Consider the following 14,396-nt stretch of genomic DNA (forward strand, 5'->3'; position numbering starts at 1 on the left):
ACCGGATTCACCGCGCCCCGGGCGCTGGCGGCGCTGGTCCGGCTGCGGTCGGCCGACAACCTCGCCCCGGCGACCGCGGCGGCCAACCGGCTGCGGGACACCGCGGGACCCGACGCCGTCGCGGGCATCGCCGAACCGCGGCGCGGACTCCCCGCCCTCGACGCCGCCTGGCACGAGGCCGCCGCGTCGGCGCGAGCAGCGATCGCCCAGCCCGCGCTCGGCCCGCTCGCCCGGTGGGCCGCCATCGGACCGTACCGGCTGCTCACCGGCCTTCCGACGGCCGAACCCGACCCCGCCGTCCGCGCCCTGCTCGCCCCTTCCCACGGCGAGCTGGCCCGTACCGCCGAGGTGTTCCTGGACCACGCGGGGCAGGCAGGGCGCACGGCGGCGGCCCTCGGCATCCACCGGCAGACGCTCTACTACCGCCTCTCACGCGTCGAACAGCTGACGGGACTCGACCTGGACGCGGGCGAGGACCGCCTGCTCCTCCACATGGCGCTCAAGGCGGCGAAACTGTAGGAGCGGCGGCGGCCGGAACCGCCACCGACGACCCTCACCGCTTGGCCGGATCCGCGCCGGAGCGGGCCCGTCGCCACAAAACCCTCCGGTAACCTGGGGCTTTCCCCCAGGAGGAGTTGCCCAGTGGAGTTCCGGCTGCTCGGAGCGGTTTCCGTCGCCACCGGGGCCGGTGAACTGCCCCTGGGCCCCGCCAAGCGGCGCAGCCTCCTCGCCGCTCTGCTGCTGAGGCCCAACCGCCCGGTGCCGGTCGACCAGTTGACGGACGCCCTGTGGGACGAGGAGCCGCCGCCGCGCGCCCGCAGCGTCGTCCAGGGCCATGTCTCGCGCCTGCGCAGCCTGCTCGCCGACGCGGACGCCGAATCGTTCGGCGTCGAGCTGGTCACCCAGGGCACGGCGTACGTCCTGCGGATGCCCGAGACGCTGCTGGACGCCCACCGCTTCGAAGAGCTGGTCACCCTCGCCCGCGACCAGGCCGCACCCGCCGACGCCGTGGCGATGTACCGGGAGGCGCTCTCGCTCTGGCAGGGGCCCGCGCTGACCGGCGCGTATCCGAGTCAGCCCCTGCAGGCCGCCGCCCACGCGCTGGAGGAACTCCGGCTCGCCACCGTCGAATTGCTCGCGACGGCCTATACGCGGCTGGGCGAGCACGCCCGGGCCGCGGCCGTGCTGCGCGCGGAGGCGGAAGCCCATCCCCTGCGCGAATCGCTGTCCGCCGCGCTCATGCGGGCGCTGCAGCGTGCCGGGCGCCGCTCGGAGGCGCTCGACTGGTTCCACCGCACCCGCCGGCTTCTCGCCGACGAACTGGGCGTCGACCCAGGGCGGGAGCTGGCGGACGCCTACGCGGTGGCACTGCGCGGGGAGGAGCACGACGCGGCGGACCCGACGGGCCGGGCCTCGACGCCGGCCACGCAGGGCCGGCGCGTCCCGCCGGACACGCACGGGCAGCCAGCCGCGCCGGGCACGCACGGGACACCGCAGGCCGCTGACGGGACACCGCAGGCCGCGCACGGGACACCTCCGGCCCCGCACGGGCCGACCCCGCTCACCGCGCACGGGCCGTCCCCGCTCCTCGCGCACGGGCAGCCCACCACCCTGCCTCCGGAGGCGGTCGATCTGCTGCCGCGCATGCCGCGCGGCTTCCACGGGCGCGCCGGCGAGCTCACCGCACTGTCCCGGGCCGCCGCCGGCGAGGCGCCCGTCTGCCTGGTCACCGGACCGGCGGGGGTGGGAAAGACGGCCCTCGTCGTCCACTGGGCGCACCGCAACCGCGCCCTGTTCCCCGGCGGCCTGCTCTACGCCGACCTGCGCGGCTTCAGCGACACGGGCGAGCCGACCCACCTCGAAGTGCTGCGCGAGTTCCTGCTGGCGCTGGGGGTCGCGCCGCGCCGGATCCCGGAGTCGACGAGCGGCGCGTCGGCGCTGTTCCGGTCGCTCGCCGCCGACCGTCAGCTCCTCGTCGTCCTGGACAACGCACGCGGCTCGGAGCAGGTCAGGGAGCTGCTGCCGGGGGGTACCCGGTGCGTCACCGTGGTCACCAGCCGGTACCGGCTGCGGGGCTTGATCGCCTCCGACGCGGCCCGTCCCGTTCCGGTGGACGTCCTCGAACCGGAGGACGGCACGGCGCTGCTGGCCGCGGTGCTGGGCAAGGAGCGGGTGCTCGCCGAGGCCGTGGCCGCCCGGCGCCTCGCCGAGCTCTGCGGCGGGCTCCCGCTCGCGCTGCGGGTGGCCGCCGCCCGACTGGCGGACCAGCCGGAGTGGTCGGTGAACGCGATGAGCGCCGAACTGTCCGACGAGTCCCGGCGTCTGAGCCTGCTGGCCGTGGAGGACACCGGCGTACGGGCGGCGCTGAGGCTCACCGTGCGCGGGCTGCCCGAGGAGATCGCTCATCACTTCGCCCATCTGGGCCGCCACCCGGGGACGCACGTCGACCGGTACACCGCGGCGGCGCTGGCCGGCACGGATCCGGCCACCGCCGAGGCCGCGCTGGACGTGCTGACCTCGGCCCATCTCGTCACCAGGACCGCGCCGGGACGCTGGACGCTGCACGATCTCGTACGGCTGTACGCGCGTGACCTGGACGCAGGGCCCGACGCGGTGCTCCGCGTCCTGGACCACACGATGGCCACCGCGCTGGCCGCGGCCGACGCCGCCGAGCCGGGCGCCGAGTCGTGCTTCTCGCTCCCCGAGGACTTCCTTCGGCCGTCGGCCCTGCGGGAGTTCACGAACCCGGAGCAGGCGATGGGGTGGTACACGGCGGAGCGGGACGACCTGGCCCTGGCGGCGGCCGCGGCGCACGCGGCCGGACTGCACAGCAGGACCTGGCGGATCGTTCTGGCCATGTGGCCGCAGATGGTGTGGCGGGTCAGGGACGGCTGGACGCCTCTGCTGGAGATGGCGCTGGAAGCGGCCCGCGCCGATGGCGACGCGCGCGCCGAGTCGCGGGTCCTGGCCCTTCTCGGCTGGGTCCTGACCGAGGAGGGCCGTACCGAGGAGGCGCTGATCCACCTGGAGGCGGCCCCGGCGCTGGCCGCCCTGGCGGGCGATCCGCGCGGCGAGGCGACGGCTCTGGTCAATCTGTCGCTCGCCCAGGCGGCTCTCGGCAGCCCGGAGGAGGCGGCCGAGGGATGCGTACGGGCGGCCGAACTGGCGCGCGGCGCCGGCGACCGGCACACCGAGCGCCTGGCCCTGCACCACCTCGCCCGTCATCACCTGGACACCAGGCAGTGGCAGCGGGCCCTCGACACCTCGCTCGCCGCTCTCGCCCTGGACAGCCCCTGGGACGCGTCGGCGGCTTCACGGGTGCTGCTGCTCACCGCGGCCGGGGAGGCGCTGCTGGGGCTGGGCGACGAGGCCGAGGGCATCCGGCGCCTGGAGGGCGCGGCGCGTGAGGCGGAGTCGTTCGGCTACGACGAGGGGACGGTACGGGCGCTCGGCGCGTTGCTGCGAGTGTCGGCGGACGTGGGGCTGCGGGCACGGTACGACACGGCGATGGTCCGGCTGATGGCCCGCACCTGAGCGGGCGCCTGAGCCCCCGGCACCTGATCCTCTCGGGTGAGCGCGCGCCTGAGCCCCCGCTCCTGAGCCTCGCGGGTGAGCCCGGGCCTGAGGCCCGCGTCCGAGCCCCCGCGCGTGAGCCTCGCGCGAGCGTGCGCTTGAGCCGCCGCACCTGAGCCTCGCGGGTGAGCCCGGGCCTGAGGCCCGCGTCCGAGCCCCCGCGCGTGAGCTTCGTGCGTCAGCGCGCCCGTGAGGCCGGAGCCCGCCTCAGGCGCTTGCCCCGCGTCGCCCCCCGTTCACCCGTTCCCTCGGTCCCGCTCCCCCATCAGGACCTTGAGCCCCTCCGTCAGGTCGTCCGCCGTCGGGGCCGTCTCGGGGTCCACCATCCACTGGATCATCACGCCCGTCGCCAGCGCCTGACAGAGCAGCCCCGCCACCCGGGCCTTCTCCGGGTCGGCCTCCGAGTCGAGACCGAGGAACACCTCGGCCATCCCCAGACGGCCCTCCCGCTGCGGCTCCTTGATCGCCTCACGGAGCTTCTCGTCGTCGTCGAGACGGGTGACGACCTCGGTCTGGAGCTTCCAGACCGGCCGGCTGGCGTCGGCCGCCGCGATGACCTGCTCCCAGACGGCGTGGAAGCGCTCGTACGGGTCGGCCGGCAGCGCCTTCCGGTCCTCGCCGCTGCCCGCCGGTCCGACCTGGTCGCCCCACTCCTCCGTCACCGCGAGGAACGCCTGCTGGAGCAGGGCCTCCTTGGAGCCGTAGTGGTAGCCGATGGAGGCGAGGTTGGTGCCCGAGGCGGCGACGATGTCGCGGGCCGTGGTGCGGGCGTACCCCTTCTCCAGGAGGCAGCGCTTGGCGCCTTCGAGCAGATCTTCACGATGTCCCATGACAGCACTGTACCCGGGTGATAGACAACCGTGTAAGACGATCGTCTATCACCCGGGTACGGGAGCTGAAAGGCGTCAGACCAGGTTGACCGAGCGGGCCGAGGCCGCGCCGATCTCCTCGGAGATCTCCGCGAGCACCGCGGCCGGGACCGTGTCGTCCACGGTGAGCACGACGAGCGCCTCGCCGCCCTCCTCGGCGCGGGCCACCTGCATGCCGGCGATGTTCAGACCGGCCTCGCCGAGGATCCGGCCGACCGTGCCGACGACACCCGGGCGGTCCTCGTAGCGCAGGACGACCATGTGGTCGGCGAGCGCGACGTCGACGTCGTAGTCGCCGACCGCGACGATCTTCTGAAGGTGCTTGGGGCCGGCCAGCGTGCCGGAGACCGCGACCTCCTCGCCGTTCGCGAGCGTGCCGCGCACGGTGACCACGTTGCGGTGGTCGGGCGACTCCGAGCTCGTCGTCAGACGGACCTCGACACCGCGCTCCTGCGCGAACAGCGGGGCGTTGACGTACGACACGGTCTCGTCGACCACGTCCTCGAACACGCCCTTGAGCGCGGAGAGTTCGAGCACCTTGACGTCGTGCTGGGTGATCTCGCCGTACACCTCGACGTCGAGCCGCGCCGCGACCTCGCCCGCCAGCGCGGTGAAGATCCGGCCGAGCTTCTCGGCGAGCGGCAGACCGGGCTTGACGTCCTCGGCGATGACACCGCCCTGGACGTTGACCGCGTCCGGGACCAGCTCGCCGGCGAGCGCGAGGCGCACCGAGCGGGCGACCGCGATACCGGCCTTCTCCTGGGCCTCGTCCGTGGACGCGCCGAGGTGCGGGGTGCAGACGACCTGGTCGAGCTCGAAGAGCGGGGAGTCCGTGCAGGGCTCCTTCGCGTACACGTCGAGGCCCGCGCCGGCGACCCGGCCCTCCTTGAGGGCGGAGAACAGCGCGGCCTCGTCGACGATCCCGCCACGGGCGGCGTTGACGATGCGGACGCTCGGCTTGACCTTGTGCAGCGCCTCGTCGCCGATGAGACCGATCGTCTCCGGGGTCTTCGGCAGGTGGACGGTGATGAAGTCGGCCACCTCCAGGAGCTCGTCCAGGGAGAGCAGCTTCACCCCCATCTGGGCGGCGCGGGCCGGCTGCACGTAGGGGTCGTACGCGACGATCTTCATGCCGAACGCGGACATCCGCTGGGCGACCAGGACACCGATGCGGCCGAGGCCGACGACGCCGAGGGTCTTCTCGCTGAGCTCGACACCCGTGTACTTCGAGCGCTTCCACTCGCCGTTCTTCAGGGCGGTGTTGGCCTGCGGGATGTTGCGGGCGGTGGCGACCAGCAGACCGCAGGCGAGCTCGGCGGCGGTGACGATGTTGGAGGTCGGGGCGTTCACGACCATCACGCCGGCCTTGGTGGCGGCGGAGACGTCGACGTTGTCGAGGCCGACACCGGCACGGGCGACGACGCGGAGCTTGTTCGCGGCGGCGATGGCCTCGGCGTCGACCTTGGTCGCGGAGCGGACCAGGATCGCGTCCACATCTGCGATGGCGGGGAGCAGCTCGGCGCGGTCGGCGCCGTTGCAGTGCCGGATCTCGAAGTCCGGGCCCAGCGCGTCGACGGTGGCGGGCGACAGCTCTTCAGCGATGAGTACGACAGGTTTCGAGCTCACGTGGGTCCTCACAAAGGCAGTGCGGACGGCCGTCCCGACGGCCGCAGGCGGTGGAGGGGGCTTGCCGCGTGAAAGCGCACGACGCTGTGGGCCAGACGCGATGTTGTTCAGAAGTGTAGTGGTGCAGGGGCGCACTTCCTGCGCCTCGTTGGAAGGATCACCCGTCCGTGGTTGGACGGGGTGTCCAACGATGTGGGACGGGGCCGGACAGACTGTCCGGCCCCGCGCCCGAAGGCTTACGCCTCCTCGTCGTTCACCCAGCTCATGAGCTTGCGGAGCTCCTTGCCGGTGGTCTCCAGGAGGTGCTTCTCGTCCTGGGTCTTGTACTCGTTGTACTTCTTCAGGCCGCCGTGGTACTCGTCCATCCAGTTCTTGGCGAACGTGCCGTCCTGGATCTCGGTGAGGACCTTCTTCATCTCGGCCTTGGTGGCGTCGGTGATGATGCGCGGGCCGGTGATGTAGTCGCCCCACTCGGCGGTCTCGGAGACCGACCAGCGCATCTTCTCCAGGCCGCCCTCGTACATGAGGTCGACGATGAGCTTCAGCTCGTGGAGGCACTCGAAGTAGGCGATCTCCGGCTGGTAGCCGGCCTCGACCAGGGTCTCGAAGCCCGCCTTCACCAGCGCAGAGGCGCCACCGCAGAGGACGGCCTGCTCACCGAACAGGTCGGTCTCGGTCTCCTCGGTGAAGGTCGTCTTGATGACGCCGGCGCGGGTGCCGCCGATGGCCTTGGCGTAGGAGAGCGCCAGGGCGAACGCGTTGCCCGTCGAGTCCTGCTCGACAGCGGCGATCGCGGGGACGCCGCGGCCCTCCTCGTACTGGCGGCGGACCAGGTGGCCCGGGCCCTTCGGGGCGACCAGGGCGACGTCCACGTTGGCCGGGGGCTTGATGAAGCCGAAGCGGACGTTGAAGCCGTGGGCGAAGAACAGCGCGTCGCCGTCCTCCAGGTTGTCCTTGATGGACTCCTCGTAGACCTGGGCCTGGATCGGGTCCGGGATGAGGATCATGATCACGGAGGCCTCGGCGGCCGCCTCGGCGGGCGTGACCACGCGCAGACCCTGCTCCTCGGCCTTGGCCTTGGACTTGGAGCCCTCGTGCAGACCGACGCGGACGTCGACACCCGAGTCACGGAGCGACAGCGCGTGGGCGTGGCCCTGGCTGCCGTAACCGATCACCGCGACCTTGCGGCCCTGGATGATGGACAGGTCGGCGTCGTCGTCGTAGAACAGCTCGGCCACTGGGAATCTCCTTGATGTGCTGGTGTTGCGTCCCACCGTACGGCGGGGAGCGGAAGGAAAGTTTTCGGGTCTCGCCAGGCGGACCACCGGACGGAACGGCGGTTGACCGCCCGGCGGCCGCGTGAGGGGTCAGGCGCTGCGGTCGAGGGCGCGCAGCGACCGGTCCGTGATGGACCGGGCACCACGCCCTATGGCGATCGTGCCGGACTGCACGAGCTCCTTGATGCCGAACTGCTCCAGCATCTTGAGCATCGCGTCCAGCTTGTCACTCGAACCGGTGGCTTCGATGGTGACCGCCTCGGGTGAGACGTCCACGGTCTTGGCGCGGAACAGCTGGACGATCTCGACGATCTGGGAGCGGGTCTCGTTGTCGGCGCGGACCTTCACCAGGACGAGCTCGCGCTGGATCGCGGCGCTGGGCTCGAGTTCGACGATCTTCAGGACGTTGACCAGCTTGTTGAGCTGCTTGGTCACCTGCTCCAGGGGCAGGTCCTCGACATTGACCACGATGGTGATGCGGGAGATGTCGGGGTGCTCGGTGACACCGACGGCGAGCGAGTCGATGTTGAAGCCGCGGCGGGAGAACAGTGCGGCGATCCGCGCGAGGATGCCGGGGGTGTTCTCCACCAGGACGGAGAGCGTGTGCCTAGTCATGTGCGTCGTTCCTCTTCCTACGGCTCTCGGTCTCAGTCGTCTTCGTTGTCGCCGAAGTCGGGGCGGACGCCCCGGGCGGCCATGACCTCGTCGTTGGAGGTGCCGGCGGCGACCATCGGCCAGACCTGGGCGTCCTCGTGGACGATGAAGTCGACGACGACCGGGCGGTCGTTGATGGCGTTGGCCTCGGCGATGACCCGGTCCAGGTCGGCCGGGTCCTCGCAGCGCAGCGCGACGCAGCCCATGGCCTCGGACAGCTTGACGAAGTCCGGGATGCGGGTGCCCTTGGAGGGCTCCAGGCCGGTGGCCTCCGGGCCGGAGTGCAGCACGGTGTTGGAGTAGCGCTGGTTGTAGAAGAGGGTCTGCCACTGGCGGACCATCCCGAGGGCACCGTTGTTGATGATGGCGACCTTGATCGGGATGTTGTTGAGCGCGCAGGTCACGAGCTCCTGGTTGGTCATCTGGAAGCAGCCGTCGCCGTCGATCGCCCAGACCGGGCGGTCCGGCATGCCGGCCTTGGCGCCCATGGCCGCCGGGACCGCGTAGCCCATCGTTCCGGCGCCGCCGGAGTTCAGCCAGGTGGCCGGCTTCTCGTAGTCGATGAAGTGGGCGGCCCACATCTGGTGCTGGCCGACGCCGGCCGCGTAGATGGTGTCGGCGGGGGCGAGCTGGCCGATGCGCTGGATGACCTGCTGCGGCGAGAGGCTGCCGTCCTCCGGCAGGTCGTAGCCGAGCGGGTAGGTCTCGCGCCAGCGGTTGAGGTCGCTCCACCAGGCGCTGTAGTCGCCCTTGTTCCCCTCGCTGTACTCCGCCTGGACGGCCTGGACCAGGTCGGCGATGACCTCGCGGGCGTCACCGACGATCGGGACGTCGGCGGCGCGGTTCTTGCCGATCTCGGCCGGGTCGATGTCGGCGTGGACGATCTTGGCGAAGGGGGCGAAGCTGTCCAGCTTGCCGGTGACGCGGTCGTCGAAGCGGGCTCCGAGGGCGACGATCAGGTCGGCCTTCTGCAGCGCGGTGACGGCGGTGACCGCACCGTGCATGCCCGGCATTCCCACGTGCAGCGGGTGGCTGTCGGGGAACGCGCCCAGCGCCATCAGGGTGGTGGTGACGGGGGCGCCGGTGAGCTCGGCGAGGACCTTCAGCTCGGTGGTGGCGCCGGCCTTGAGGACGCCGCCGCCGACGTACAGGACAGGGCGCTTGGCGGCGGTGATGAGCTTGGCGGCCTCGCGGATCTGCTTGGCGTGCGGCTTGGTCACCGGGCGGTAGCCGGGCAGGTCGGTCTGCGGCGGCCAGCTGAAGACCGTCTTCGCCTGGAGGGCGTCCTTGGCGATGTCGACCAGGACCGGGCCGGGCCGGCCGGTGGAGGCGATGTGGAACGCCTCGGCGATCGTCCGCGGGATGTCCTCGGCCTTGGTGACCAGGAAGTTGTGCTTGGTGATCGGCATCGTGATGCCGCAGATGTCCGCCTCCTGGAAGGCGTCCGTGCCGATGGCCTTGGAGGCGACCTGGCCGGTGATCGCGACCAGCGGCACGGAGTCCATGTGCGCGTCGGCGATCGGCGTGACCAGGTTGGTGGCGCCGGGGCCGGAGGTCGCCATGCACACGCCGACCTTGCCGGTGGCCTGCGCGTAGCCCGTGGCGGCGTGACCTGCGCCCTGCTCGTGGCGGACCAGGATGTGGCGGACCCGCTTGGAGTCCATCATCGGGTCGTACGCGGGGAGGATGGCGCCGCCCGGAATACCGAAGACGGTGTCGGCCCCCACTTCCTCGAGAGAACGGATGAGGGACTGCGCACCCGTGACGTGCTCGACGGTGGTGGCGGTCTGTCCGCCGCTACGGGCCCGCGGCTGCGGATGGTGCCCGGTGGCCTGCTCGGTCATCAGCATTCTCTTCTCGAAGCAGAGGGTTTTTGCGAGGGTTTGGGGGGAGCCGGTGCAACAAAAAACCCCTCGTGCCGGGAGGCAAGCGAGGGGAGCGCGTCGGGAGCGTTCAAGCCGGGCCGTCATGGCCCTGCTTCAGCCGACGCGCTTTCCAAGTACGAGAATTCGGGTGCGCATGGCACTGACCCTCCCCCCGACGCACTGTCAGTGTCAAGTGGGTGGGACAGGCGTCTCAGTATTTGAGCGGAACGGGGGACGGTTCCCGGCCGGGACCGGCACCGCCCCGGGGAGCGGGTACTCGTTCCGGACGAGCGCGCGGCGCAGCCGGTACTCGTCGAGCGGGCCCGAGAAGGCCATGCCCTGGCCGTGCGTGCACCCCATGGCGCGCAGGGCGAGGACCTGCTCGGGGACGTCCACGCCGTCGGCGACGGACTGCAGCCCGAGGTCGGAGGCGATCCGCAGCAGCCCGCTGGTGATCTTGCGCAGCCGGGCGGACTCCACCACGCCCTCGACCAGCCCTCTGTCCAGTTTCAGTACGTCGACGGGGAGCCGACGCAGCGCGTTGATCGCCGCGTAGCCGCTGCCGAAGCCGTCGAGGGCGATCCGTACCCCGAGACGTCGCAGCGCCACCAGACGCTGTTCGAGTTCGTCGAAGGAGATCCTCGGGTCGCTGTCGGCCAGCTCGATCATCAGGGATCCGGAGGGGAGGGCGTGCCGGGTCAACAGGGCCTCGACGGAACCGAGCGGCAGGGAGCGGTCGAGCAGCCGCCGGGCGGAGAGCCGGATGGAGATCGGTGTGCGATGGCCGATTCCGGCCCGTTCGGCGGCCTGCTCCACGGCCTGCTCCAGGAGCCAGCGGCCGAGCTCGGCGGTGCGCTCGCTGTCCTCGGCGACGCGCAGGAACTCGGCCGGGGTGAAGAGGATGCCCTGGGCGGAGCGCCAGCGGGCCTGGGCGGCGACGGCGGTGATCCGGCCGGTGGCGAGATCCACCACGGGCTGGTGGAGCAGGGCGAACTCTCCGTCGTGCAGCGCGCTGCGCAGCCGGGTGGCCAGCTCGGTCCTGCGGACGACCTCCGCCTGCATCTGAGGGGCGTACATCTCCACGCGGTCCTTGCCTGCGGCCTTGGCCCGGTACATGGCCAGGTCGGCGTTGCGCAGCAGGTCCCCGGCGCTGATGTCGGGCTCGGCGAAGGCGACACCGATGGAGGCGGCGACCCGGACCTCGTTCCCGCCGTCGAGGCGGTACGGCTGGGAGAGCGTGAGGCGCAGCCGGTCGGCGATCTCGTGGACCTGGCACTCGCGGGCCGAGGGGTCGCGGCCGCCGTCGCCGAGGATGAGCGCGGCGAACTCGTCACCGCCGAGGCGGGCCGCGGTGTCCCCGGCGCGTACGGAGTCCTGGAGACGGCGGGCGGCCTGGACGAGCAGCTCGTCGCCGGCCTGGTGGCCGAGCCGGTCGTTGACGCCCTTGAAGCCGTCGAGGTCGATGAAGAGCACGGCGGTGCCCGGGTCCGTGGAGCGGCGGCCGGCGAGGGCCTGGCGGACGCGCTGGGTGAACAGCGCCCGGTTGGGCAGGTCGGTGAGCGGGTCGTGCTCCGCGTTGTGCTGCAGCTGGGCCTGCAGGCGCACCCGTTCGGTGACGTCACGGCTGTTGAAGATCAGGCCGCCCTGGTGGCGGTTGACGGTGGACTCGACGTTGAGCCAGTCCCCGCGACCGGAGCGGAAGCGGCATTCGATCCGGGTCGTGGGCTCCTCCGAAGGAGAAGCGGCCAGGAACCGGCGCACTTCGTGGACCACGCCGCCGAGGTCCTCGGGGTGGATGAGGGAGGCCAGCTCGGAGCCGACCAGCTCCTCGGCCTCCCGCCCGTAGACCCCCGCGGCGGCGGGGCTCACGTAGCGGAGTATGCCGGAGGGTGCGGCGATCATGATGACGTCGCTGGAACCCTGCACCAGGGACCTGAAGTGGTTCTCCTTCTGGGCCAGTTCATGGGTGAGGGCGATGTTGTCGAGGAGCATGATGCCCTGCCGTACGACCAGGGCGAGCACGACCGTACAGCCGGTGAAGACGACCACGCGGTCCACTCTGCGTCCCTCGACGACGTTGTACAGGATGCCGAGCGTGCAGACCGCCGCGGCGAGATACGGGGTGAGCGCGGCCAGGGAGCCGGCCACCGGGCGGCTGTGGAGGCGCTGACCGCGTACGGGGACGGCTGCGTCGACGGTGCGGCGCGCGCCCCACGGGGCGTACGCGAGGAGCAGCGAGCCCGCGAACCACCCGGCGTCGAGCAGCTGGCCCGAGGTGTAGTTCTCGCGCAGCAGCGGGGAGGTGAACAGGGCGTCGCACAGGACGGTGAGGGCGAGGGCGGCGATGGCGGTGTTGATCGCGGAGCGGTTCACGTGGGAGCGACGGAAGTGCAGGGCGAGGACCATGCTGACGAGGACGATGTCGAGCAGCGGGTAGGCCAGCGAGAGCGCGGCCCGGGCGACGCTCTCACCCTGGAATTGCGCGGTGTGCGCGAGGGCGAGGCTCCATGAGAGGGTCAGCAGCGAGCCGCCGATGAGCCAGGCGTCGAGGGCGAGGCAGACCCAGCCGGCCCGGGTGACGGGCTTCTTGGCGAGGACCAGCAGGCCGACGATGGCGGGCGGCGCGAAGAGCAGGAAGAAGAGGTCGGCGACGGACGGGCTGGGCACCTCCCGGTGGAGCACGACCTCGTACCACCCCCAGACGGCGTTCCCTGCGGCGGCCATGGCGGAGGAGAAGGCGAAGAGCAGCCAGGCGGGGCGGAAGCGGCTCTCCCGGACACAGGCGTAGAGGGAGCAGGAGACGCAGGCGGCGAGGGCGGCGGCGCTGAGGCCGAAGTCCCCCATGAAGAGCGCCAGTCGCTCGGAGCCCCAGCCCAGGGCGGCTCCCGTCGCGTACGCCGCGCAGACCAGCCCGAGGACGACCTGGGCGAGGTTCGCGGTGGTTCCGGAGCCGGCGGGGCGCGGGCCGGGCGGTCCGCCCGGACCACGACCACTGCGACCACTGCGACCACTGCGACCGGCGGCCGCCGGGGCGCCGGACACCGCCGCGCCGGCCGCGCCTCCGGTGGCACCCCCGCCGCCCTTTTCGCTCGTGGTGCCCTTGACGCACTTGTCGCTCTTCTCGCTCCTGGAACGCTCGGCGCCTTCGCCGTCGGCCCTCGCGGGGTCGCGGCCGACGAGTGCCCCGGGGGCGCTCATCGGGACGTCCCCGCGCGCACCGTCGTCCTCGGGCGCCCCCTGTGCCGGAACGGGGCGTGCAAGGGTCGTCGACGACGGTCCCGCCGCGTCGGATCGTCGGTCCATCGGCCGTACTTCACCCGTCGCCCCCCTCGGACTCTGATGATCCGTCACGTCACTCCCCGGCGTCATCCTGTACTCGACGCAGCCCCCCACTTCGGGACGATACACCAGGACCGTCACTCAGGGACAGGGTTGCTGTACTCTCCGTGACGGGCCGGAAGCTCGCGGCGGGCGCACAGAGGGGCGCACGACGCGCACGGCCTGCTCAGGTGGTGTGCACCACGTTCGCCAGCCGCTCCCCCGCCGCGAACCGGGTCAGCTGTGCCGCGATCAACCGCTTGGCACGCGGCATGAACGCCGAAGTGGAACCGCCGACATGAGGGCTCACCAGGACACCGGGAGCGTGCCACAACGGGTGGCCGGGCGGCAGCGGTTCGGGATCGGTGACATCGAGCGCGGCGCCGATCCGGCCGCTCTCGACCTCCTTGAGCAGCGCGGCGGTGTCGACCACCGGGCCGCGGGCCACGTTCACCAGAAGGGCGCCGTCCTTCATCCGGGCGAGAAACCCCGCGTCGGCGAGGTGCCGGGTCTCGGGGGTGAGCGGAGTGGACAGGACGACCACGTCCGCCTGCGGCAGCAGGGCGGGCAGCTCCGACAGCGGCCGCACCGGACCGCGCTCCGTGGTGCGTGCGGAGCGCGCGACGCGTACCACCCGCGCGCATTCGAAGGGTGCGAGCCGGTCCTCGATGGCGGCGCCGATCGACCCGTACCCGACGATCAGTACGGACTTGTCGGCGAGCGCCGGATAGAAACCGGCGCGCCACTCCTCGGCGTCCTGGCCGCGGACGAAGCCGGGGATACCGCGCAGCGAGGCGAGGATCAGCGCGAGGGTGAGCTCGGCGGTGCTCGCCTCGTGGACGCCCTTGGCGTTGCACAGCTCGACTCCCGGGGGCAACCAGCCGAGTCCGGGCGTCACATGGTCGGTCCCCGCCGAGAGCGTCTGCACGGCGCGCAGCGACGTCATCGCGGCGAGCGGCTGGACGGCGATCTCCGATCCCTTCATGTACGGGACCACGTAGAAGGCGCAACGCGCCGGATCGGCGGGGAAGTCGGGACCGCCGTCCCAGAGGCGGTAGTTCAGCCCCGACGCGCCCGGCGCGGGAAGCCCTTCGATCTCGTCCGCGGGAATCGGAAGCCACACGTCAGCGGTCGTGTCATCGAGTGTCATGACCGGGAGGCTATGCGAAGAATCCGGGACGTCATTCGTTACTTTGGGGGACGGCACAGGGAGG

9 protein-coding genes are annotated in these 14,396 nt (G+C 71.9%); 2 read left to right on the forward strand and 7 right to left on the reverse strand.

Translation table 11 applies throughout. The annotated features are described in order from the left end of the window. Together J7E93_RS01020 and J7E93_RS01025 are read left to right on the forward strand one after the other, a co-directional pair. Positions 1 to 519 (forward strand): CdaR family transcriptional regulator (locus tag J7E93_RS01020; RefSeq protein ID WP_215065227.1); only part of this gene is annotated, 519 nt, incomplete at its 5' end. 123 nt (positions 520 to 642) lie between these two features. Beyond that, positions 643 to 3,534 carry a BTAD domain-containing putative transcriptional regulator gene (locus tag J7E93_RS01025; RefSeq protein WP_215065229.1) on the forward strand — a complete coding sequence of 964 codons (2,892 nt, stop codon included), beginning with the start codon at positions 643 to 645 and terminating at the stop codon, positions 3,532 to 3,534. A 275-nt stretch (positions 3,535 to 3,809) separates the two neighbouring features. Here J7E93_RS01025 and J7E93_RS01030 read toward each other — a convergent pair whose 3' ends face one another. The 7 genes from J7E93_RS01030 to J7E93_RS01060 all read right to left on the reverse strand — a co-directional run bounded on the left by J7E93_RS01030 (position 3,810) and on the right by J7E93_RS01060 (position 14,332). Next, positions 3,810 to 4,403: a TetR/AcrR family transcriptional regulator gene (locus J7E93_RS01030; protein ID WP_215065231.1), complete on the reverse strand. Its 594-nt coding sequence runs from the start codon at positions 4,401 to 4,403 to the stop codon at positions 3,810 to 3,812. Between the two features lie 75 nt (positions 4,404 to 4,478). Next, positions 4,479 to 6,068 carry a phosphoglycerate dehydrogenase gene (gene serA / locus J7E93_RS01035; protein WP_215065233.1) on the reverse strand — a complete coding sequence of 530 codons (1,590 nt, stop codon included), beginning with the start codon at positions 6,066 to 6,068 and terminating at the stop codon, positions 4,479 to 4,481. Positions 6,069 to 6,304: 236 nt separating this feature from the next. Beyond that, positions 6,305 to 7,306 carry a ketol-acid reductoisomerase gene (gene ilvC / locus J7E93_RS01040; RefSeq protein WP_215065235.1) on the reverse strand — a complete coding sequence of 334 codons (1,002 nt, stop codon included), beginning with the start codon at positions 7,304 to 7,306 and terminating at the stop codon, positions 6,305 to 6,307. A 129-nt stretch (positions 7,307 to 7,435) separates the two neighbouring features. After that, on the reverse strand, positions 7,436 to 7,960 hold the full coding sequence (gene ilvN / locus J7E93_RS01045; protein ID WP_215065241.1) for an acetolactate synthase small subunit: 525 nt from the start codon (positions 7,958 to 7,960) through the stop codon (positions 7,436 to 7,438). Between the two features lie 32 nt (positions 7,961 to 7,992). Beyond that, on the reverse strand, positions 7,993 to 9,843 hold the full coding sequence (locus J7E93_RS01050; RefSeq protein ID WP_215065243.1) for an acetolactate synthase large subunit: 1,851 nt from the start codon (positions 9,841 to 9,843) through the stop codon (positions 7,993 to 7,995). A 210-nt stretch (positions 9,844 to 10,053) separates the two neighbouring features. Next, positions 10,054 to 12,906, reverse strand: a complete 2,853-nt coding sequence (locus J7E93_RS01055) for an EAL domain-containing protein (protein ID WP_215065327.1) — start codon at positions 12,904 to 12,906, stop codon at positions 10,054 to 10,056. 463 nt (positions 12,907 to 13,369) lie between these two features. Continuing rightward, a complete protein-coding gene (locus J7E93_RS01060) occupies positions 13,370 to 14,332 on the reverse strand; it encodes a 2-hydroxyacid dehydrogenase (RefSeq protein ID WP_215065245.1) in 963 nt (320 codons plus the stop codon). Between the last annotated feature and the right edge of the window lie 64 nt (positions 14,333 to 14,396).

Origin of the sequence: Streptomyces sp. ISL-36 (assembly GCF_018614205.1) — a bacterium.
Taxonomy (GTDB): Bacteria; Actinomycetota; Actinomycetes; order Streptomycetales; family Streptomycetaceae; genus Streptomyces.